Annotated in this window: 28 protein-coding genes; 11 read left to right on the top strand and 17 right to left on the bottom strand. The window is 32.8% G+C overall.

Going from position 1 to position 22503, the window contains the following annotated elements; genetic code table 11:
* Positions 1-66 precede the first annotated feature (66 nt).
* The 4 genes from era (at position 67) to J4771_RS02435 (ending at position 5923) form a co-directional block, all read left to right on the top strand.
* Positions 67-948 (top strand): GTPase Era, encoded by an 882-nt coding sequence (gene era / locus J4771_RS02450; protein WP_224136066.1) that lies wholly within the window; start codon positions 67-69, stop codon positions 946-948.
* A 66-nt stretch (positions 949-1014) separates the two neighbouring features.
* A complete protein-coding gene (locus J4771_RS02445) occupies positions 1015-1443 on the top strand; it encodes a DoxX family protein (RefSeq protein WP_224136064.1) in 429 nt (142 codons plus the stop codon).
* Positions 1444-1523: 80 nt separating this feature from the next.
* Positions 1524-3926, top strand: coding sequence for an alpha/beta hydrolase family protein (locus J4771_RS02440; RefSeq protein ID WP_224136062.1), 2403 nt, complete (start codon positions 1524-1526; stop codon positions 3924-3926).
* A 191-nt stretch (positions 3927-4117) separates the two neighbouring features.
* Complete coding sequence (locus J4771_RS02435; protein ID WP_224136060.1) at positions 4118-5923, top strand: phospholipase D-like domain-containing protein; 1806 nt, start codon at positions 4118-4120, stop codon at positions 5921-5923.
* 266 nt (positions 5924-6189) lie between these two features.
* Here J4771_RS02435 and J4771_RS02430 read toward each other — a convergent pair whose 3' ends face one another.
* The 6 genes from J4771_RS02430 to J4771_RS02405 all read right to left on the bottom strand — a co-directional run bounded on the left by J4771_RS02430 (position 6190) and on the right by J4771_RS02405 (position 9337).
* Positions 6190-6405 carry a hypothetical protein gene (locus tag J4771_RS02430; protein ID WP_224136058.1) on the bottom strand — a complete coding sequence of 72 codons (216 nt, stop codon included), beginning with the start codon at positions 6403-6405 and terminating at the stop codon, positions 6190-6192.
* Entirely contained in the window at positions 6395-6673 is a 279-nt protein-coding gene (locus J4771_RS02425; protein ID WP_224136056.1) for a hypothetical protein, read from the bottom strand. Before J4771_RS02425 ends, J4771_RS02430 begins: the two co-directional genes overlap by 11 nt.
* Before the next feature lie 2 nt (positions 6674-6675).
* Positions 6676-8256: a glycoside hydrolase family 55 protein gene (locus tag J4771_RS02420; RefSeq protein WP_224136054.1), complete on the bottom strand. Its 1581-nt coding sequence runs from the start codon at positions 8254-8256 to the stop codon at positions 6676-6678.
* A 1-nt stretch (position 8257) separates the two neighbouring features.
* Positions 8258-8587 (bottom strand): hypothetical protein, encoded by a 330-nt coding sequence (locus J4771_RS02415; RefSeq protein WP_224136052.1) that lies wholly within the window; start codon positions 8585-8587, stop codon positions 8258-8260.
* Positions 8574-8771, bottom strand: a complete 198-nt coding sequence (locus J4771_RS02410; protein WP_224136049.1) for a hypothetical protein — start codon at positions 8769-8771, stop codon at positions 8574-8576. The genes J4771_RS02415 and J4771_RS02410 overlap by 14 nt, the downstream gene beginning before the upstream one ends.
* Positions 8772-8860: 89 nt before the next feature.
* Positions 8861-9337, bottom strand: a complete 477-nt coding sequence (locus tag J4771_RS02405) for a hypothetical protein (protein WP_224136047.1) — start codon at positions 9335-9337, stop codon at positions 8861-8863.
* Between the two features lie 45 nt (positions 9338-9382).
* On the opposite strand from J4771_RS02405, the gene J4771_RS02400 reads away from it, so the two are divergent.
* Positions 9383-9793 (top strand): hypothetical protein, encoded by a 411-nt coding sequence (locus tag J4771_RS02400; RefSeq protein ID WP_224136045.1) that lies wholly within the window; start codon positions 9383-9385, stop codon positions 9791-9793.
* A 14-nt stretch (positions 9794-9807) separates the two neighbouring features.
* Here J4771_RS02400 and J4771_RS02395 read toward each other — a convergent pair whose 3' ends face one another.
* From J4771_RS02395 to J4771_RS02355, 9 genes are all read right to left on the bottom strand, one after another.
* A complete protein-coding gene (locus tag J4771_RS02395) occupies positions 9808-10503 on the bottom strand; it encodes a glycoside hydrolase family protein (protein ID WP_224136043.1) in 696 nt (231 codons plus the stop codon).
* An 87-nt stretch (positions 10504-10590) separates the two neighbouring features.
* On the bottom strand, positions 10591-10728 hold the full coding sequence (locus J4771_RS02390) for a hypothetical protein (RefSeq protein ID WP_224136041.1): 138 nt from the start codon (positions 10726-10728) through the stop codon (positions 10591-10593).
* A gap of 3 nt (positions 10729-10731) precedes the next feature.
* The gene (locus J4771_RS02385; RefSeq protein ID WP_224136039.1) at positions 10732-11199 is read right to left on the bottom strand and encodes a hypothetical protein; all 468 of its coding nucleotides are present in this window, start codon (positions 11197-11199) and stop codon (positions 10732-10734) included.
* A gap of 6 nt (positions 11200-11205) precedes the next feature.
* Positions 11206-11430 (bottom strand): hypothetical protein, encoded by a 225-nt coding sequence (locus J4771_RS02380; RefSeq protein ID WP_224136037.1) that lies wholly within the window; start codon positions 11428-11430, stop codon positions 11206-11208.
* Positions 11409-12311: a hypothetical protein gene (locus J4771_RS02375; RefSeq protein ID WP_224136035.1), complete on the bottom strand. Its 903-nt coding sequence runs from the start codon at positions 12309-12311 to the stop codon at positions 11409-11411. The genes J4771_RS02380 and J4771_RS02375 overlap by 22 nt, the downstream gene beginning before the upstream one ends.
* Positions 12311-12952: a hypothetical protein gene (locus tag J4771_RS02370; protein WP_224136033.1), complete on the bottom strand. Its 642-nt coding sequence runs from the start codon at positions 12950-12952 to the stop codon at positions 12311-12313. The genes J4771_RS02375 and J4771_RS02370 overlap by 1 nt, the downstream gene beginning before the upstream one ends.
* Positions 12953-13223: 271 nt before the next feature.
* A complete protein-coding gene (locus tag J4771_RS02365; protein ID WP_224136031.1) occupies positions 13224-14414 on the bottom strand; it encodes a rolling circle replication-associated protein in 1191 nt (396 codons plus the stop codon).
* A 317-nt stretch (positions 14415-14731) separates the two neighbouring features.
* Complete coding sequence (locus tag J4771_RS02360; protein ID WP_224136030.1) at positions 14732-14950, bottom strand: hypothetical protein; 219 nt, start codon at positions 14948-14950, stop codon at positions 14732-14734.
* Positions 14947-15480, bottom strand: a complete 534-nt coding sequence (locus J4771_RS02355) for a hypothetical protein (protein ID WP_224136029.1) — start codon at positions 15478-15480, stop codon at positions 14947-14949. Before J4771_RS02355 ends, J4771_RS02360 begins: the two co-directional genes overlap by 4 nt.
* A gap of 277 nt (positions 15481-15757) precedes the next feature.
* On the opposite strand from J4771_RS02355, the gene J4771_RS02350 reads away from it, so the two are divergent.
* The 3 genes from J4771_RS02350 (at position 15758) to J4771_RS02340 (ending at position 16860) form a co-directional block, all read left to right on the top strand.
* On the top strand, positions 15758-15988 hold the full coding sequence (locus J4771_RS02350; RefSeq protein ID WP_224136028.1) for a hypothetical protein: 231 nt from the start codon (positions 15758-15760) through the stop codon (positions 15986-15988).
* A 2-nt stretch (positions 15989-15990) separates the two neighbouring features.
* Entirely contained in the window at positions 15991-16179 is a 189-nt protein-coding gene (locus tag J4771_RS02345) for a hypothetical protein (protein ID WP_224136027.1), read from the top strand.
* A gap of 126 nt (positions 16180-16305) precedes the next feature.
* Complete coding sequence (locus J4771_RS02340) at positions 16306-16860, top strand: hypothetical protein (RefSeq protein ID WP_224136026.1); 555 nt, start codon at positions 16306-16308, stop codon at positions 16858-16860.
* A gap of 67 nt (positions 16861-16927) precedes the next feature.
* Here the strand turns inward: J4771_RS02340 and J4771_RS02335 are convergent, their stop codons facing one another.
* Positions 16928-17095 (bottom strand): glycoside hydrolase family 30 beta sandwich domain-containing protein, encoded by a 168-nt coding sequence (locus tag J4771_RS02335; protein ID WP_224136025.1) that lies wholly within the window; start codon positions 17093-17095, stop codon positions 16928-16930.
* Here J4771_RS02335 and J4771_RS02330 point away from each other — a divergent pair.
* Genes J4771_RS02330 through J4771_RS02320 form a run of 3 tightly spaced genes read left to right on the top strand, consistent with a single transcriptional unit; the run spans position 17016 to position 19622 of the window.
* The gene (locus J4771_RS02330; RefSeq protein ID WP_224136024.1) at positions 17016-17621 is read left to right on the top strand and encodes an MFS transporter; all 606 of its coding nucleotides are present in this window, start codon (positions 17016-17018) and stop codon (positions 17619-17621) included. The genes J4771_RS02335 and J4771_RS02330 overlap by 80 nt on opposite strands.
* 11 nt (positions 17622-17632) lie before the next feature.
* Positions 17633-18388: an NUDIX hydrolase gene (locus J4771_RS02325; protein ID WP_224136022.1), complete on the top strand. Its 756-nt coding sequence runs from the start codon at positions 17633-17635 to the stop codon at positions 18386-18388.
* Positions 18389-18440: 52 nt separating this feature from the next.
* Positions 18441-19622, top strand: coding sequence for an acyl-CoA dehydrogenase family protein (locus tag J4771_RS02320; protein ID WP_224136020.1), 1182 nt, complete (start codon positions 18441-18443; stop codon positions 19620-19622).
* 116 nt (positions 19623-19738) lie between these two features.
* Here the strand turns inward: J4771_RS02320 and J4771_RS02315 are convergent, their stop codons facing one another.
* The gene (locus J4771_RS02315; RefSeq protein WP_224136018.1) at positions 19739-22465 is read right to left on the bottom strand and encodes a PD-(D/E)XK nuclease family protein; all 2727 of its coding nucleotides are present in this window, start codon (positions 22463-22465) and stop codon (positions 19739-19741) included.
* Positions 22466-22503 lie beyond the last annotated feature (38 nt).

Here is a 22503-nt window from a genome sequence, read left to right as displayed (position 1 = left end):
TTTCCACAATTGAATACTTTTAAAATTCCTTACCTTTGCAAAACGCTAATTTTTAAAAATTAAACTTTGAATAATCATAAATCAGGTTTCGTAAACATCGTCGGAAAACCCAATGCGGGGAAATCTACACTACTCAATCAATTAATGGGAGAGAAGTTGGCGATTGTTACTCAAAAAGCACAAACCACACGACACCGAATTTTCGGAATTTATAATGAGGACGATTTACAGATCGTTTTCAGCGACACACCCGGAGTTTTGGACCCGAAATACGGATTGCAGGAAAAAATGATGGATTTCGTGAAAGATTCTTTGCAAGATGCCGATGTTTTTCTTTTCATTGTGGACATTACCGACAAATCAGAACCGAATGAATTTTTGGTTGATAAGCTCAATAAAATTCCTGTTCCGGTATTGATTTTAGTGAATAAAATCGATGCATCAAATCAGCAAGACTTGGAAAAAATGATGGAGTTGTGGCACGAAAGAATTCCCAAAGCCGAGATTCTCCCAATTTCTGCACTGAAAGGTTTCAACACCGATGTCATTCTTCCAAAGTTGAAATCTTTACTTCCAGAAAATCCGCCGTATTACGATAAAGACCAGTTTACAGACAAATCAGAAAGGTTTTTTGTGAACGAAACCATTCGCGAGAAAATTCTTTTGAACTACGAAAAAGAAATTCCATATTCTGTGGAAGTCGTGACGGAAATGTTCAAGGAGAAAGAAGGAATCATCTTCATCGATTCCATTATCTACGTCGAAAGAGATACGCAAAAAGGTATTATTATCGGTCATAAAGGTGAAGCCATCAAAAAAGTGGGAACAGAAGCCAGAATTGACTTGGAGAAATTTTTTAACAAAAAAATTCACTTAAATCTCTTCGTAAAAGTGAAAAAAGATTGGCGAAAAAACGAAAGAGATTTAAAAAACTTCGGCTACAGATAACCTAACATTTGTGTGAATTGAGGTTATTAAAGGAATTTTACTATTTTTGACAGAAATTTTAAGGGGATGAATTATTTTACTTCTACCAAAACTAATCCGCATCTTGTGAATATAGGTTTGTTATTGGTACGGGTTTTCGTAGGATTTGCAATGCTTTCTCACGGTTTTCCAAAACTTCAGCAGCTTTTGTCGGGACAGGAAATTCAGTTTTTTGATTTCTTGGGATTAGGACAAAAGTTTTCATTGATTCTCGCTGTTTTTGCAGAATTTGTATGCTCCATCTTTCTAATTTTAGGGCTTTTTACCAGACCGGCAATTTTCTTTTTGCTAATAACAATGGCAGTTGCAGGATTGGTTGTACATGGTTCCGATGAGTTCGCAAAAAGAGAGTTGAGCTTACTTTACTTATCGGTTTTCTTGCTCCTATTCACATTTGGTCCAGGAAAATATTCTGTTGATGGAATGATCAGCAAACGAAAGGAATCGAAATGGTAACAATGCCATCAACAAAAAACACAATGCTTTCTCTTTTGGGAAAGCATTTTTTTTGAATATCTTTGAGAAAATTAAAGTTTATGAGGATAACAATTGCGGCAATCGCCTTATTTTTTCTCGGTTTTGCCAATGCACAGGAAAACATCAAATACCAAAAACCATCAGCTGAAATTTTACAGTTGGCTGAATTTGAAAGAGCTCCATCTGTTTTGATGGACAGCAAAAAAGAGTGGATGATCTTTTCTTACCGACCAACTTACAAATCTCTCGACGATTTGAATCAGGATGAAATGAAATTGGCTGGTTTAAGGGTAAATCCCGTAACCAATATTTCGAGCACGATGACTTTTTCTAATAATTTGAAAATTAGAAAGTTAAAAGATAAAATGGAAGTTCAGGTTCAAGGTCTTCCTGCAAATCCTAAAATTGCGTACACTTCATTTGCACCGGATGAAAAGAAGTTGGCTTTTACGAACACCACTTCAAAAGGCGTTGAACTTTGGGTTTTAGATTTAGCCACCAATTCCGCAAAAAAAATGACAAACGATAATCTGAATGCGAATTTGGGAACTCCTTATGTTTGGATGAAAGATTCGCAAACGCTTCTGGTAAAGCAGATTCCCGCAAACAGAGCCGCTTTGATTGATGATAAAAAATCGCTTCCGGACGGACCAACCGTTTCCACTTCGGACGGGAAAGTTTCACAGAACAGGACCTATCAAGATTTGTTGAAAAATCCACAGGACGAAGCCAATTTTGAGACTTTGGCGAAATCTGAATTGGTAAAAATTTCCTTGAATGGAACGCAGGAAAGTTTCAAACCAACCGAAATTTATACGGCAATGAGTTTTTCACCGGATGGAAATTATTTGATGCTCACCACGATTCAAAAACCGTTCTCGTACATCGTTCCTTTGAATAGGTTTCCGATGACTACAACGGTTTTTGATCAAAATGGAAACGCTGTAAAAGTTGTTAATGAAATTCCTCTAAATGAAATAATGCCAAAAGGTTTTTCATCGGTACGAACAGGAAAAAGAGCGATGACTTGGCGTGATGATGCACCTTCAACGTTGGTTTATGCAGAAGCTTTGGATGGTGGTGACCAAGCAAAATCAGCAGATTTTAGAGATGAGATTTTCCTTTGGGAAGCTCCGTTTTCTGCTAATCCAAAATCTTTCTTTAAAACCAAACAAAGATATTCCGGAACAGATTGGTCAAATTCAGATTATGCAGTCGTTTTTGAAAGTTGGTACGACACTAGAAACACAAAATCCTATTTAATCAATCTTAAAGACAATTCGTCAAAAATTATTGAAGACCGTAATTTCCAAGATGTTTACAGTGATCCGGGAAGATTCAACAATACCAGAAATCAATATGGAAGAAATGTGATTGATGTTGAAAATAATAAAGCCTATTTAGTTGGAGACGGTTTTACCAAAGACGGTCAGAAACCTTTCATTGATGAAATTGATTTGATAACGCAGCAGAAAAAGCGACTTTATACCTCAAATCTAAAAAATTCCAAGGAAGATTTATACGATATCATCGACATCAAAAAAGGAGAAATTTTAACGGTGCAACAATCTGCAAATCAGTATCCCAATTACTTTTTGAGGAATATCAAGAACAATAAAGTTGCTGCGGTAACCAATTTCCCAAATCCTTTTGAAAGCCTTAAAAATGTGTATAAGGAAGTCATTAAATACAAAAGAAACGATGGAGTAGAGCTCACCGGAACGCTTTATTTACCTGCAAATTATGACCGAAAAAATCATAAAGAAAAATTGCCGTTGCTCATTTGGGCGTATCCAACAGAATACAAAGACAAAAACACGGCGGGACAAAACACGCAGAGTCCAAATGACTTTACTTTCCCGAGTTACGGTTCTTTTATTTATTGGGTGACCAAAGGTTACGCGGTTTTGGATGACGCGGCTTTTCCAATAATTGGCGAAGGAAAAACGGAACCGAATGATACTTTTATCCCGCAATTGGTTGCCAACGGAAAAGCGGCAATCGACGCCGTTGACAAATTAGGATATATCGACAGAAATAAAGTTGCAGTTGGTGGACATTCTTATGGAGCTTTTATGACGGCAAATTTGTTGACCCATTCCAAAGATTATGCATGTGGAATTGCGAGAAGTGGCGCTTATAACCGCACTTTGACGCCATTCGGATTTCAGAGTGAACAGAGAAATTATTGGGATGTTCCGAATATCTACAACACCATGTCACCATTTATGAATGCAGATAAAATGAAAACGCCGTTATTGCTCATTCATGGAGAAGCTGACAATAATCCGGGAACTTTTACCTTGCAAACCGAAAGATATTTTCAGGCATTGAAAAACTTGGGCGCACCTGTAAGAATGGTGCTTTTACCAAAAGAATCACACGGTTACGCAGCAAAAGAAAGTATTTTGCACACTCTATGGGAACAGGATCAGTTCTTGGAGAAATGTTTAAAGAAATAACTTGAAAGTCTTCCGATGGGGAGACTTTTTTTATTAAAAATAACTGCTATAGGAAATCTTTAGAAGACTAATTGTCGGCAAAAACATGCTGCATGTAGAGCACAAAGTTTGATCTTAAGTTACGACGACAAAGAATTTTTTAGCGGAATTAATTTGTAACTTTAACCTGAAAACTAAATTAAAACTTTGCCATGGAAAATTTCAATTCAAAAAACGGTACAAAAGTACGGGTTTATCAAGGTGATGCCATTTCATTACTTGCATTTGATGTGGATAAGAAACGTGCAAAAAATTTAGCAGGTTTCACCATTGAATATGGTTTCAAACAGAATGGAACCCTCATTCGGAAATACATTTATAACAGGCTGACTTTCGATAAAGATTTTATGCTTCAGAATAAAATTCCGGTTAGTGATAAAAATTCTACGCTTTATTCACCCATTCAAAAATTCAACTGGGTACATGTTCCCAACACGGATGTGAGTACCCGAAAAGCGGATTTTGGAGATTACATTTATTCGGTAACACCGAGATATATTGAAGATGGTAAACTTTTGCCCCTTGATGCAGCTTTAACTGTAGAAGTTAAAATTCCTGTAAAGCCTTATATCGAAAAAAATTGCGCAGTTGGTTTTACTCGTGGTTTCGTTTCCTCTGTTGCCTACGCAAAGAGATTCAGTAGGACAAACAATTCAGTTCGGCCTAAAGTCGATGACCAGCTAATTTTTGATATCAAACAAATTGCGGATCACACAAAAAGGTGGAATAGTACCCTAAATAAATCTGAGGTTGTTCCATATACGTTTGAAGAACAGCATGAATGGCTAGGTTGGCAAGCAAGAGCAAGAATTTTAGAATTTATCGATGAAGCGATTAATGACAAAAATTTGGAACTCAAAGTTTTAGCATTTGATCTGAATGAGCCGGAAGTATGTAAAAAATTACTAAAGCTCGCCAAAGAAAAAAGGCTCAAAATTATTCTGGATAATTCTGAAAGCCATACGAAACCGAAGTCTTGGGAAACAGCCTTTGAAAAAGAATTTTTAAAAGTTGCAGCTTTTAATCAAATCTTCAGAGGTCGTTATGGCGCTTTGGCACATTGCAAGGTGATGGTGCAATTAAAAAATAAAGTCCCTCAAAAAGTGCTTACCGGTTCCACCAATTTTTCGACCAATGGAATATATGTTAACAGCAATCATATCCTGATTTTCAACGATAAGAAAACGGCCAAAATTTACTCAGATATTTTTGACGCTTCTTTTGGAGAGGAAAACATGAAAAGTTTTAAGACCAGTTTATTTGCGGAAAAAGACCACCAAGTTGCAAAAACATCGAAAACACCTCAAATGACGATTACTTTTGCGCCCCACAAAAAAGAAACTGCAGAAAAAATTTTTAGAAGAATCAGTGAAAAGATCGAACATCAAGACACGTCTGACGTACTTTTTGCCATCATGAACGATAGGAGTGCAGGAAGCATTTTGAGCTCCATACGGAAACAGATTGACAATGAAAACGTTTTCAGCTACGGAATTACGGATACCATCGGTAAAAACGATGAAGATTTTGAAATTCATCTCTATAAACCGAATTCAAAAAAAGGAATCAGAGTGGCTGCAAGAGGAATAAAAAACAATCTTCCTGAACCTTTCGGAACAGTTCCGGGGATTGATGGATACGCGATTCACCACAAGTTTATCGTAATTAATTTCAAAGGAAGAAATCCGGTGGTTTACTGCGGAAGCAGTAATCTTGCTTTTGGTCCTGAGCAAAAAAATGGAGATAATCTTCTTGAAATATTCGATAAAGACATTGTAACGGCTTTTGCGATAGAAGCCTTAAGATTGGTTGATCATTTTCACTGGAGAAATACGGAAATAGAAAAATCTGAACATTTATATTTGGATTCATTCAATAAGTCGAAATCGTGGTTTGAATCTTGGTTTAAAGAAGGAGATTTAAAATGCAGACAAAGAAAGCTGTATATCAAAGAGTAGTTCATTAATTAATTTTAAATAGCAAACAGGCAAAACCTGTTTTAATTTAACATAATATAAATTATAGGACAAATACAGACTTTCGTAACTTATTAAAATCGTAGTGTTTAAATATGTAAATCAGTTAATAATTAAGTTTAAATTTATCGTTTAATACTGCAATATTAGATAAAAATTAAATTCCTACAAAATAAATTATAGGAATTTAAAAAGAATCAGTCAAAGCGAATTATCAAAAAGACATTAACGGTAAAGAATTTTTAATTTTAATTTCGATAAACCCTCTTTAAAAACTGATTGTCATTTCTGCGGTCATATACGTTAAAATAATGCCAAGAATCAAATTTATTAGATTTTGAAAGCCAATTTTTAGTATTAGGAAAATCTGTATTTTGTTCTGAACCATACAAAATAATTCCTAAATACTTATTATTAGCATTAAAAATTGTTAAACGCCAAGACTTTAAATTTTTATTGTTCATCTTCCATCGTTTCGGATTCAATTTGAATTTCTTCCTTAACTTGTTTTATTGTTGAGTTTCGTTTTTCTGAAAGCCACTTTAAACGAGCGAAATCTACAAAAAATGCAATTAACTGAATACTAAAAAACAATACTATTTGAGTAATAATAGGCAAAAATTGTTCAATTAAAGGTGTGGCAAAAGTTAAAGTAATTGTTGAGAACCAAGACAAATTAAATTTACCAATTAAATCGGTTATATTATTTATTTTGATAAAATCGTAATTCATATTTAATTTAATTTTATTTCACCATCTACAATTTTTTGTGCAGAATCAGTATTGACATGTACATAATTAGAATTCACAGTTGGCATATTCAAAACATTACGCAAAAAATAATTACTGTTAATAATTCCATTAGGAACATTGGAAAAAATAAAAGCAAATTGATTGAAAGAAACTGAATTTGAATTAAAAATATTTTCTATAAAAAAATTTTTCTTAATAGAGGTACTTAAATTATCAGTAATCATTTTAACAAATACAATTTCAGTTTCGGATGATGATAATAAAGAAAAAATATTTTTTTCAAATTTATTTAATTCTGAATTAATTGCACTTTGATAGAAATTATCATTTTTTATCAAAATTCCATAATTTGTAAAAAAACAACGATTTCCAACAATAGAAGCACTTTTAACATTAGTAAAAACAAAAGGTCTTGCAGCAGTAATTGTATTATTTTCTACATTTAACGCAGTATCACAATTAACAACAGCAATCGCTGAATAATAGGGATTTATTGTTTTTTCCAAAGAATCAAAATTATTTCCTACAATGTTAACGGAAGTATCACTTAAACTCCAAACAATTAAATCATTATGAAGATTATTTTTAAAATTGTTATTTAAAATATTAACATTTTTTATAGCACCACCGCTTCCAACGGTTCCAAGAATTCTAAAAATTTGTATGCCCTCATTGTTATTTTCTAAATAATTATTTTCAATATTTACATTTTCAATATAATAATTTTCATTAGAAGAAAGGCCAGGATTAGGTTCTATATCAATTCCACAACCCAACATTGAATTTTGTGCAATATGATTATAAAATTTACTATTTTTTATCACAACATTTTTAGCATGAATAACGCTGACACCATTGCGACCATTAGAAATAAACTGATTTCCATCTATAATAATATCACTATTTACATTACTTTTTTGGGCTTCAAAAGAAAAATCATTATCTAAACTTATACCATCACCCTCACTTTCTTCAAATACACAATCTTTAATAGTTATTTTTTCTGAACGTTCCACACGAATAATTGAACGATTTTCTGAAAGGTCTAAAGGATTAGTATTTGAAAAAACTTGACCAGAACGATTTCCCCAAAAGTTTATGTTTTCAATTCGTACATTGAAAGCATTTTTTATTAAAATCATTCCTTTATTAACCTTATCTTTTAAATTAATATCAACAGGGCCCAAACCTAATATTGAAATACTTTTGCTAATTATCAATTTATCTGAAATTTCATAAACACCCGCAGGAATTACAATTGAACTATATTTTAACGCTTTTTTTAACGCCATGGTATCATCTTTACCATCATTGGGAATAGCGCCAAAAATCCTAACATTTAAGGCCTCACCATTTACATATGAATCAACGGCATAATAACTATCATTTTTTTTGTAAATAACAGCATTATCCACATTTGAATCTAACAAAGAATTTCCATCATAATCCTTCGAAATTGAAAGATAATTATTTGACTGTTTTGTATATGGATTAACTAAAGATATTTGACCATCACCAAAAAATCCTACAATTAGTAGGTTTAATAAAAATAACTTTTTCATCTTAATTAAAATAATCGGTTGTTAATTGTATTCTTGGATTTCCCCAGGTTTCGGAAGGATAACCAAAAGATGCATCTAATTGCGTATTAAAAGGGGTTTGAATATCATTATTAACCAACTCAACAACTGGCACACCATCTTTAACCAATTGAGTTTGAGTTGTAGGCAATTCAACAGGCTTTGGAGTTAAAAGACTATCCAACAATGACAATGGCTGACTTTCTGTCTTGCCAACAATAGCAACTTTTGCTTTTAAAAATTTATTTAAAATTAAAACACCAGCAACAATAGCAGCAATTTCCAATAAACCTAAATTCTTAAGATTTTTCATTTTTATAATTTTTAATTTGTTTAACAATTTCTTTTGTACCCAATACCAAACCTACAACAGCAAATGAAACAATAATAGCTGTAAGCCTCTTTCTGCATGGTTCGCAATCTGATAAATTTTTCATTTTTTTTTTATTTTTTTTTTTTTTTTTTATTTTTTTATTTACACGGAATCCAATTCCCATTAAAATCTTTACACTTCGTTTCCCAATTTTCACGATAACCATAAAAAACAAGAAATAATATAATCACAATCAGAGATATTTTTTTTTGCCTATCCATTTACCGACAATTTTATTTGTTTTGAATCCATTAAAATAAACTGCGAAGGAGTTATTTGCCCTAAAGACTGCATGGACTTAATCAAATTATACAAACCCAAATAATCACTATTTTTAGGATAAATTTGAACAGCTAAACACAACTGAAAATCATTTTCAATAACAACTTTTAATGGCGGTTCATAACCTTTAGTAATTACAATAGGACTTCCCCACTTTTCACGGATTTTATCCAACATACGAGAAAGAACCCACCAATTTCGTTCATACTGTTGCGGAATTTGATATTTTTCAAAATATTCTGAATCCTTAAAATACTTTGCATGATATTCGTAACCATCCGCCATAACATCCCCGACAATTAATTTTGGTTTTGTTAAAACAGCATCTTTTCTAATGAACAGAAAATAACATAAAACACCAACAAACGCCTGAAACAAAGCATTTTTATAATCTATTTTTTTTTGCATCTTTTTTGATATATTTGTTTAATTAATTTAACACATTTTAACACTATGAAAATTTTATCAATTACATTAATTTTAGCAGCTTCTTTTGCTTTTGGTCAAAAAACAACATCCGATAAGGATATTCAAGAGATTTTATCAGAAATTAATCAATCTACAAAAACACAACAATCAATTAAAAATGGTAGTTATCAAGACCTAACAAAAAACGAAGCTTTTACAAGATTTCAAAAATCAAACGTAAGAGAAAGACTTGGAATTCAAATAAGAGAATTCAACTATGAATTATTTTCTATGTTCGCTAAAGAATTCAAAGTTCCACTATCAAAAATGGCAGTTTTTAATTCTGTTAACGAAAAAGCTTTAGATGAACTTAAGACCGCTTATCTTGGGGCAAACAATCCTATTCTTTGTAAGGAATGTTACTACCTTCCGTTTAAAGCTCAAATTTCAAAATGATATTCTAACCGTATTTAATACGGTTTTTTTATGTTTTGGTCATACCATTTTTTATTACGCTTTACACCTTTTACCAAATCTACAGACGCTGCAATTCGACGAGACCAACCAAGTCCAAAGCATTGATATTTATCTGTAACACCAGCCCTGCACCTTTTTTCACTTGACTTAAATTTAATACCTTTCAACCATCCAACAATTTCCTGTTTTAATTTTTCTGCAACCAAATCATTATTTGCATTATTGTTACCAAAAAGCATTATTCTTTTGGTGCATTCATAGTTCATAAAACCAATCCCACCCATATAACAAAAATTTAATAAAGCCACCATCAAATCGGCACTAATTGCAATTTTATTTAAAGTGCAATAAAATTCAACATTTTTAATAACAGGAATAAAAAAATTAATTACTTGTTGTTTAGCTTGATCTCTTGTTATAGTATCTCCCATACGTACTGGACGAATAGCCCGACCTGCACCATCTAACCATTGGGTAGTCCCATAACCAATAGTTATCTTACCATCTTTCAAATCATAGGCGATATCATGATAACCTTCATAGACTTCAAGAAAAGCATATAAACGGTCTAAAACATCTGCATTAATTTTATTAACAAAAACAATATTTTTATTTGTTGAAACGGTTGATGATTTTAAAAAACCATCCAACCATTTAGCAAAAAAACCACCCAAAATTATTTCTAACATTTTATTTATTTTTTTTTTTTTTTAGATAAAAAACCGCCTAAATCTTACGGGATTTTTAGCGGTTTCAACTCAATCTAAACACAAATTTTATTTAATATTCGGCAAGTTTTTATCTTCGTTAATCTTACCAACAGCATCTTCAACCATTGCCAAAACAGAAATTGCAACTCCCAACCAAGCCTTATATTTTGGCGTATTTTTCAAAAAATTTATTAAAAATCCCATTTTTTATTTCTTATTTTTATTAATAAACGTTCCTGCATAGCCGCCATTTTTTGCACGTGGATTCATAACAAATGCCATTGAATCCACTACAACTTTTCCAGTTTTCCTTTCCATTGTTCCCCAATGAAAATTAACTTCACCAGTAACAGTATTAGTAAAAGTTACAGCAATTGAACCAAACCACCCCTTATCTTCACCATCTTTATTAACAGTATCTTTGGAAGTGTTTTTTGTAGTTATAGCTTTAATTGAAATTAATTCCTTATTACGGTTCAATCTCCAACCAGTGGTTAAATACTTTTCCTCACCATTTGAATTAATGTATTTTGTAAACTTTGCGCCTGAATGTTTAACTTTTGACCTCGAAGAATTTGTACTGTTATTCCAATTATTTGAAGAATTTGAACCACACATTTTTGATTCCAATTCTTTAAATTTTTTATATTCTTCTTTTGTTAAATTGTAGCCCATGACCGATTATTTAAAAAGGTTTCTTCTTTTTCTTTCTGGAATCATCATATAAAGACCCAACAAACCAACAGCCATCGCAGCTACATGGCTAAAATTTACCAAAGTTTTTCCACTTGAATCAGTTAAAATTGGTTTTTCCAAAAATTCTTGCACTACTTTCATTGCTTTTTTTTTTATTTTGTTAATTTTTACTTTATTTTTTTTTTTTTTTACTTTTTTAACAGTTTCCAACCAAAGAAAGCACATGCAGCCAAAATAGCGTAACCGATATAATTAGGCTTTTTATTTCCTGCTGAAACTTCCCAATCTACACCGCCCGAACCATCTGAACCCGCATTGATATGCCAATTTGGAAAACCATTTGGAAACAATTTCGAATCTACTTGGTTTATTGCTTCATTATAATCTAAACCATTTTGAGCGGCATAAGTTTGGACTTGCAATTTAACCTGTTCATATTGTTGGGGCGTAATTTCAGTTGAAAAAGGAGTTGCCGTTACACCTGCTTTAGGTCTGTATGCCGTATATGAATATACTTGATTATCCCAAGTTTTAGAAGATTCCGTAAACGTTTCAAAATTAGTTTTATCAATACCGTCTAAAATTGACTGGCAGTCCGAATTCATTTTTAATCTTAAATTCTTGGAACAGCCCGAACGATACCTACCAACCTCAATTTCACCTTCTTTTATTTGTCGCACTAAATAATTAGCACAATCCGCAGCACCCTGCAAAGTAGTTTTATCAAACTTTTGAAATTCAGCCTTTACAGAATTTAAATGATTATTGTAATCGTTGGAATTATATGCCTGACTTCCCAAACAGCTAAAATCCATACCATTGCTTAAAAAACCATCTAAACCCGGAATTAGACTTGAAGCAAAGCCAAGAGCTACACCAACAGGGCCCAAAGAAGCACCGACAGCAGATAACAAACCCGACAAGCCCGATGAAGTTGGAGAACCACCACCAATACCGCCCAAATTAAGACCATTTAAGATATTAACAATACCTGATGAATTTTGAGAACTTCCGCCAATAGGTTGCGTAAATGTACCCTCGATACCTCCCAACAATCCATAAAGGAAGTTATTTTGTATTGGCGAACTCATTAGATTAACAATAAATAATTAGTTGAATTTCCTACAATTTTTACTTTCTGATTACTTTGCGTAACCATAGGCAAAAATTCAGAATTATTCTGAATATTCGCTTCAATAAAATCTTTTCCAAAAAACACTTTGTTCGGAATTAACACCCCAACTTGGTCTTTAACCATCACCAACGTTTCGTAAGATTCTGCATCTTGACTAACCAACATCAAAGGATAAAATTCAGTTGACACTTCCGCCTCCTCTTCTACTTTAACAGTTTTAATCACCATTGGATTTTGTGTGATTTCCACATACGTATTAACAGTATATGCAAAACTTGTTGCAATAGTTTCAGCAGGAAATAAAATTGTTACCAACAATTTGTTATCATCATTAAGAACAAGCGATTTACCAATAGCAAACGGCAAAACATTTCCCATTTTTGGATATGCAAAAGACAAAATTTTTCGCAAATCCTCCATTTTCAAATCATACAAAGTTTGATTAGTTTTATTTTTACTAATCAATTCAACACGTACTTTACAGTCTACTGAATCTGGAATTCCACCAATAATAAAACCGATACTTTGCGCATTTTCTGCAATTTCAAATTGTACCAAGCCATTTTCTCCGTCAATTGGTTTTCTAATTACTGACATAATTTTTATAATTTTTATAATATTTTATTGTGACAAATTTAAATAGCAAAATTTCTGCATTGGCAGAAATTGGCGTGGTTTTTTTTTTTTATTCGCAATAATACCGTACATAATCACGAAAAGTTACACTTTTATTTTTTCGATTTTTTGGAACTATTTTTTTTATCTCAGCTTTAATTCTATCAGCAGTCCGCGAACTGCACATGGATAATTGTGCAATATCTTTTGTAGTCAATTTTTTGTTATTCTTTAAAATAGTGTTCATATTTTGTTAAAATAAAGTTCCAATTATTAATTTTTCTTGATTTTTTTTACTGGGTATCGGTTCAAAAATTTGTTTATCAAAAGATTGACGAGATAACCAAGACAACTCATTAATTAAATTCCTTTCAATATCTGTTTTATCGTATAACCAACGATAAATCAAATCAAATTTTTGCTTCATTTTATGCTTTAATTTATATCCACAAGAATTTAACAAATCATAAATTTTTCCTTTATAAATTTTTATATAGTCTTTCAAATCTTCTTTTAACTCTACTTTTTGACACTTGTCTTTTAATTCGTTAAAATCAAAAATTTCAGTTCCCGAAAAAGTAGGCGCAGACAAAGTCTTTAATGAACGAGAAGAACCCCACGAAGTATATAAAATCGGTCTACGATACTTCACATCATCGGAGTAATTATCTAAATCGGAATGACTAATTTGTCCGCTTTTTAATAAATTAGCAAATTCATCGTTTAGTGGTTGTTTGGTCATGTATTTAGTAACATAGTCGCCAACATCTTTTATATTTTTTAAATTGTGGATATTTGCGGCATTTTCACCGCCCTTATAGCCGAGCTTCTGTAGATAATTATTCCAAACTCGTTTTAAAGTGGTATGATTAACGTAGCAATCGAACAATAAGTGAAAATGAATGTTACCAGCTTCTGTAGTTTCCGCACGCCAAACATAATTCTCTAGCTTTAATAACTGCTCTTTGGTATCAATTTTATCTTTGATTAGGGTATTTTTGACCTTCTTTAAATGGTCAATAAAATCTACCAAAGCTTTTACTAAAACCTTATCGGTGTGTTTTTGTTTTTCGGGTATAGTCAGCGTTAAAAACGTTATCATTCGTTGATTAAAACCATGTTTTTTTCTGTAATTGTGTTTTATACAGTCAATAAACGTATTTGTTGAATCAGCTATTTTTTTTCGTTGAGTAACTGAAAAATTTCTTTTGTAATTTTTTTTCTTTACTTCCTCATATTTCAAAAGATAATATTTTGTAAATTCTTTTACATCCTCTATTTCTGTTTTCTCTTGAAGCTCAACTAATTCCTTTAATTTTTCCGTATTTTCAATTGTTTGAAATTGTTTTAGATTTTCTTTTGATTTTTCATTATACCGCTTCGTTTCGGGTAAAGAATAACAAACAAGACAATTTTTTTTTACTTTTAAAAATGGAATACTCACAATAATTTTTTTTTGATGAATTTTTTTTTTCGGTTAGTCCGATTCTTTAGGCAAGTCCATAGGGGAAAATTTTATTTTCCCTTCTTTTTTTTGTTATTTCACGTAAATTTCAATTTTACCACACTTTCTAAACCTGCAAATGGTTTTATCTGTTTTGGAATTTAAAGCCGCTGAAATAACAGATATAGAGTTTTGAACGCCAATATATTTTACCAGCGAACCCGCACCAACTAAAAATCTTAAAGAATGATATTGTTGTTTTTCCTTTGGCGTAAAAACAAACCGAAAATTTTTATTTAAATAGGTTTTGCTTTTCATCAGAAATATTTATGAACATAGTTAAAAAGCGGCTTTAATACATACGTATAACCCGAATAGGAATTATAACCACGATAAATAATTTGAAAATAATATTGAGTGGTTTCCGAAGTGAGATTAAAACAAACAACTTCCGAGAGGGGAAGTATTTCAGTACTTTTATAAAGAGCGGTTTTAATTACATTTTCCAACTCCTTTTTAGTGGAATTTGTAATCATGCAAAAAGTCTTAATTGGTTTTTTTCGGAAAGAATTTTTGACGAACGATAAAGATTTATAAAATGCTCCTCAAAGCTTATAAGCTGCTGAAATATTTGGTTTGCAATACTATAATAATCACGTGAAATATTGAAACAAAACTTTTTAAGAAGATTAATATAATTATCAAATACTTCAATATGTTCGTATGCTTTTTTTGTCTTTAATGAATTTTTTAAAAGCTGTATTCTAACTTTCTCCAACTCATTAAAATCTAATTGCAAATATTTTTCCGTTATTTTTATTGAAACTTCCAGTTGTTTCAATTTTGTGAAAACTAAATCTAAATACAAATAAGCATCCGCCAGGAGTTTGGACAAGTCATCCGCCACTTTTTGAGCATTACGAAAATTTGAAAATTTGCTTTGATGAATAATTTGATTTCCAAGCCCTTTGGTAATATCTGGAACCCATTCATATCGCAAAACATAAGGTTCCTTCTTGTCATATTTGTAATGACTGTAATCTGCTAATTTTATCTTAAAAAGCATAAAAAATTGTGTTAAAATTTACATTTCAACACAACGAAAATTAACAGTTTAAATTTGTATAAAATCCTGAAAGTGAGTTTTGTAGTATTTTACAATTTATAAATTATAGGAATATTTAGTTTATTGATTTACAGTAGTTTAAATATACAACATTGCCATAATAAAACATATTGTGCTAATGAGTTTATGTTTGGAATAATTTATTTACTCCATACTATTAATCTCAAAATAAATTTGTGATGAAAAATTTGTTTTTATCCCAATTATCGCATTTTCAATGATTGCCTGCAAGAAAAATTCTGAACAACTTTCCGAAAAAAAATCTACAGCCGACTCTCAGCAATTAGAAAATTCTAAAACCTGCTATCGCTCTGTGATCGGCCAAGATACTGTAAAATTAGCTATAAATGATTCTAAAAGAAATATTATCGGAGATTTAGATTTCCGAAGCGCAGTAACAGATGGCTCAGCTGGAACGTTTAGTGGTACAAATCTGGCGAAACCCTAAAATTGAAAGCCAGAACAATCGCTGAAGGAAATATTTCCCACAGCGATATTTATCTTTTACAAAAAAACAACAAACTTTATGAAGGCGTTGGCGAAATTTTAAAACTAAATGATTCTACAACCACATTTGCCAATCCTTCGAAAATTGATTACACCAAAAGCTTCATCTCTAGCAAAGTTATCTGTAAATAACAATTTAACATAATGTATAAATTTGAAGTCATCCTAATTTTCCTTAATTTTAAGCGCCAAATTTAGTATTTCAGCTTATTTTTATAATTTTCAAGAAATTCATCTAAAAAAATATTAAATTCTCCTATGAAAAATTTCATTTTATCAGCATTCATCGTTCTTTTCGCAGTAAGTTGCGAGAAAAAATCTGCGGAAACAGTGAACACTTCTACTACTCCACCCGATTCTGTAACAGTTCCTGAAACCAATGAACCTGTAGAATCCTCCACTGTTCAAACCTGCTACATGGCGAATACCGGGAAAGATTCTGTATTTATTTCCCTGGATGACAATCTTGGTACCATTACTGGAAAATTGCGTTACAAGAATTTTGAAAAAGACAGTTCGTTTGGCGATGTTATCGGTAGCAAAAGTGGTGATACTTTAAAACTCAGTTATACATTCCAATCAGAAGGAATGACTTCTGACCGTGAAATTTACTTCTTACAGAAAGGTGGAAACCTCATCGAGGGAATTGGCGACCATAAAGTGGAAGGCAACAAAGATTCCTATGCAAATCCTTCAAAATTGAAATATGAAGGTGGCCATGTTTTGAAGGCCGCCGATTGTAAAAATTTTGAAAAAAAGTTTGAAGTTTCTAGCAATACCGCCGAACCTAAAGCTGCGAATGAAAAAAAATAGTGATTGACTAAAAGAAAAAAAGAGCATCCAAAACCGGATGCTCTTCTCTTTGCATGTAAAAATTTAATTATAATAGAACGGTTTGTATAGAGTGTGCATCGGTGTCGTTGTCGCTTTCGTTCATAATGACATTTACCATTTGTCCGTTTTCATTCATGAAAGTCGTTGACAAAAGAAAATCTCGATTGCTTGAAGTGGCAATTCTTTGCGCATTTTGTTTCACATATGTCTTCATTGAGCAGAATTTCAATTCGTGGCTTCCCTCGTTTTACAGGCAACATCTCAACGTTAATTCGTTTTTTGCATTGCAGGCATCGGCATTTCTAGCGTTGTTTTCTTATGTAGGCAGAATAGTTACGGCAAATATTATTCAGCGGTTTCAACTAGAAAGGAATTTTATTTTTTGTGTTTTAATGATCTTGATGATGCTTGTTTTTTCACAAATTTTAGTCACCAATAACTTATCACTATCCTTATTTATTTTTCCTTTAATCGGTTTGTTTATCGCGCCGCTTTATCCTGTTATCAGTTCCAAGATGATCGCCAATGTAAATAAAAGTGATATTAATGTTTTCACTTCCTTGATTGTAATTTTCTCCTCTTTAGGAAGTTCATTTGGTTCGGTGATGATGTCCTATGTATTCCAATGGAAGTACGGAACCTATTATTCGCTCTTCATTTCGGTGGCAGTTACCATTCTTTTAATATTAAGTTTTCTTTATTTTCAATCTTATGTCTCAAAAAAAGAAAATAATCTTTAAATTTGTGTTATATGAAAATAGACGACTCGAAAAATAAGCAGAATTTACAGGAACTTATCGACACCAAAGACTTTGTAGAACACATCTCCGTGGACTGCGTTATTTTTGGTTTTCATGATGGCATTTTGAAGGTCTTGCTTTTGAAATATCACGATCTCGATTTATGGTCGCTTCCCGGTGGATTCGTTTTTAATGACGAAGATTTGCGCGAAGCTGCAGCCAGAGTGTTATACGAAAGGACCCATCTTGAAGATATTTTCCTTGACCAATTCCATGCGTTTGGAAGGATTAACCGAACTGAAAACAATGTACACCAAATATTATTGAAGAATAAAGGCATCGAAGTTCCCAAAGATCACTGGATTTTTCAACGTTTTATTACGGTGGGTTACTGCAGTTTAATAAATTTTACTATCGTTGATACTTTTCCTGATGCCTTCAATGAAACGTGCGATTGGTTTGAAGTAAAAAACCTGCCCAAAATGGCATTTGATCATGACCGAATCATTGAAAAGGGATTGGAACATATTCGCAGAAATATTGATACTCAAATAGTTGCAAGTAATCTTTTGCCAGAAAAATTTACGATGAAGGAACTGCAAACGGTGTATGAAACCGTTCTTGATGAGAAATTCCGCCGAAATAACTTTCAAAGAAAAATATTGGCGCTGAATTCTTTGGAGCGCTTAGAGAAATTTTTCGACGGTTCAGCTAACAAAGCCCCATATCTCTACAAATTTTTGGATAATGGACTGAATTCTCATTAAAAAATTTCCACATCTTTCTGAAAAATCTTAATTTTAGGCAAATCAAAAAATTATGTCATACTACCCGCTTACAAGCATTCCGGATTACTATTTAATGGATGAACTTTTAACTGATGAACACAAGCTAATCCGGCAATCGGTGAGAGATTGGGTAGAAAGTTTTGTAATGCCGAAAATTGACGGGGCAGCGCAAAATCACACCGATATTCCCAACTTGATGAAGGAATTGGGGAAAATTGGCGCACTTGGTCCATACATTCCGGAAGAATATGGCGGTTCAGGATTAGATCAAATCTCTTACGGAATCATCATGCAGGAATTGGAAAGAGGCGATTCTGCGGTTCGTTCCGCTGCTTCTGTACAAAGTTCTTTGGTGATGTTCCCCATCAATGAATTCGGTTCCGAAGAACAGAAGAAAAAATATTTGCCAAAGTTGGCTTCAGGTGAAATGATTGGAGCTTTCGGTTTAACCGAACCCAATCACGGTTCTGACCCAAGTTCCATGGAAACTCATTTTGAGGACAAAGGCGACCATTATTTATTAAACGGTGCAAAAATGTGGATTACCAACGCCCCACTTTGCGATATCGCTGTAGTTTGGGCTAAAAATCAGGAGGGAAAAGTTCAGGGAATGATTGTGGAGCGTAGTTTTGAAGGATTTACGACGCCGGAAACTCACAATAAATGGTCACTTCGCGCATCCAAAACGGGCGAATTGGTTTTCAATAACGTGAAAGTTCCGAAAGAAAATTTATTACCCAATGTGGTTGGATTGAAAGGACCTTTATCTTGTTTAAATTCTGCACGTTACGGAATTTCTTGGGGCGTAATTGGTGCTGCAATTGATTGTTATTGCACTGCAGTTCAATACGCGAAAGAAAGAAAACAGTTCGGAAAACCAATCGCCTCGTTCCAATTACAGCAGAAAAAATTGGCTGAATTTTTAACCGAGATCACAAAAGCACAACTGCTTTGTTTACAACTCGGAAACTTAAAAAACGATCATAGAGCAACTCCTGCACATATTTCCATGGCGAAAAGAAACAACGTGAAAATGGCCATCGACATCGCAAGAGAATCCCGACAAATTCTCGGCGGAATGGGAATTATGGGTGAATTTCCGATGATGCGTCACGCTGCAAATCTCGAATCGGTGATTACTTATGAAGGAACCCACGACATTCACCTTCTAATCACAGGTTTAGACATCACCGGAATTAACGCGTTTGGATAAAAAATCCAATCCTTGAAGGATTCTGAAATCGACAAAACAAAACCTTGAAGAATTTGAACTTCAAGGTTTTTTATTTTCACATCAACTCATCCACGCACCTACACGCCCACAAGAAATCACCGACTCTGCTTCACATTTTCCACAAAATCAATTTCGGGGTTCAGGATTTCTTCAATGACGTTTTTTATAGAGTTCATCGGATTTTCAAGCAAGTTATTAGATATTTCACTTTGTCCGAAAATTTGTAGATTTTGAACGCCCTTATTCACTTCCGCAAAACTCCAAATTCCACATTCCACAAAATGGTCGGGATATTTTTTTTGATTTAAAACCGAGTAAGCATAAACGCAAAGCTGCATTGCCTGTTTGTAATCGTCACGGAAAAATAGTTGGGCAAACTTATCAAAATCCTGCTCTTTTTTTGGTGCAGAAAGTGACAGATTTTTTGTTTTTGCTGTTTTATAATCGATGATTCGCAAAGTTCCGTTCAGTCGGTCGATTCGGTCGATGAAGCCGTAAAAAGAAACTTTGTCGGTTTTTTCTTCATCCACGTAAAAATCTACGTTTTCAAAATTTCCTTCCACACTCAAAATTTCCAAAGTATTGCCATCTTCCACAAGTTTACGGTCATATTCCAAAACATTGCGCACTACCCTTTCTGCGATTGATTTGTGGATGAAATTCATTCCTTTTTCATAAAACTCAATTTGATGATTGAGCTTCAAAATAGCGTTATTAATAACTTCATTTATCGCTTCATCTGAAAATTGTAAATCATTAATTGTTAATTTTTTACCAATAAATTTTTGATATATTTCCTGTAATGCATAATGCACCAAATTACCATAACTTCTTTGGGAAAGTTCTTCCTCAATTTCAGAAGTTTCTTTTGTTCCTAAAATTTTAGTTAAATAAAAATCAATAGGATTATAAATGTAGGAAGTAAGGTGGGACGCTGAAATTCTACTTTTCCAATCGTTTAATTTTTCCAACACTTTTGGCGTTTTTTCAATCCGCATCAACTCTTGCTGAATTGGGTCTGAAGAATTTTCGATCACCACTTTTTCAATTTGATGATATGAATCCTCGATTTCTAGTTGCGTGATGAAACGGCTTTGTTCACCTGTATTCACCCCCGAACTCAACGCGTTGAAAAGCAGATGCACATTCTTGGAATCCTGAATCAATCGATAAAAATGATACGCATAAATGCTGTCGTTTTCTAAAAAAGTATGCAACCCAAAATGTTGTCGAACATCAAACGGAATGTAGGTATTTTGCGAATTTCCGAGCGGAAGTTTCCCTTCGTTTGCGGAAAGCAAAATGATGTTTTCAAAGTTTAAAAGTCGAGTTTCCAAAAGTCCCATCACTTGCAAACCTTGAAGCGGTTCTCCCTCAAAATCAATGGTTTCCGAATTCACCAATTGATTGATTAAGACTTCCAAAGTTTCCATTTTAATATCAAATGTATAGGGAAGAATGTGATTTTTAATGATTTTAAAACTTTTCTCGAAATGGGAAATATTCTCATATAAAATATCATCCAAATTTCTGAATTTCAACTGATAACAAAAAGCAATCAATAAATCTAAAAACTCAATAACCGACTTTGGTTTTTCAAAAAGTTTGAAATAAGAAAGGTTAGATAGAAATTCGGTAAACTGCTTTTTCGAAATGTAAACAATATTTCTTTCCTCAATTTTTGACTTGAAATTTGAGATGATTTCCAAATCAATTTCATCATTCGGAAGTTCTTCTAAAACTAATAAAACGTCGTTGTAGTAATACGAAGAATCCTTTTTCTCCAACTGTTTTTGAAGATAGAAAAGTTGTTTTATGGCGTTACTAAAACCTAAATTTTTCAGGGGAAATCCCATCGTGATATTCAGATGTTTCACCGAATTCATCGCATCCAAACTTGCGGGAAGGAGATTTTCATCCAATAAAATAACAGCAGTGTTTGAAAGGTTTTCATCACTGATTTCTTTAAAAATTTCAGGTAGAACTTTGGTTTGGGTGATGTTTCCCGAAACTTCGTAAACCTTGATATTCTTCTGTTTTGAAAAATCATTTTCGAGCCATTGAAAATTTCTGCTCCCGTTGAATTCCTTCCAAGTTTTTATTTGTCGCAAAAATTTTCCAGCTTCCTGTTTTTCATCATTGATATAATATTCGTCGGCTTGAAAAAAACATTGGGCTTTGTCCCATTGCAAAAGGTTTCTTACCAATTTTTCTTCAACGGGAGTAAATGCGTTGAAACCGCAAAACACAAATTTTTGGTTGGTTTTTTGAGCAAAATCTTCAATTTTATTTCGTGCAAATTCATGGGTCATTCCCGAAGTTGCCCAATTTTTTTCATTGAGTCTCTGCTTCAAAACCGGTAAAAAGAGATTCATTTTCTGCCAAAAATTCAGAAACTTCTTTCGTGGAGTTTCTTCGGATTCGCCTAAATTTTCTGACCAATTTTTGATGCGTTCTTCATCGAACATATATTCCAAAACGGCTTTGTCGCTTTGCGAAAACTTCAACATATCGTCCCAATCTTTTAACAAGGTCGGGAACCATTTTAAAAAGTTAGAAAAATCTTCATTGGGCTGAATTTCACGATAAATCTCAAAAGCAAAAAGCCATAATGAAATTCCTTGAACAGATTGTTTTTCAGAGATTTCTTTAATCAAATCTTCTATGGTAAAAAAGTTCGGAAGAAAGCCGGAATATTGTTTTTCTTTTAAAATCTGTTTGATGAAAACAACCGGTCTTTTGCCCGGCAGCACAAGATTGTATTCAGACAGATCTTTGTTCTGATTCAAAAGTTCGGAAATGATTTGGTTGAGAAATTTCATGGCTTTTCAAAAATGAAAAATAAGGATTTTAAATAGAA

The organism is Candidatus Kaistella beijingensis, from assembly GCF_020084865.1.
GTDB classification, from domain to species: domain Bacteria; phylum Bacteroidota; class Bacteroidia; order Flavobacteriales; family Weeksellaceae; genus Kaistella; species Kaistella beijingensis.
This window is presented reverse-complemented; position numbering and strand designations above follow the sequence as displayed.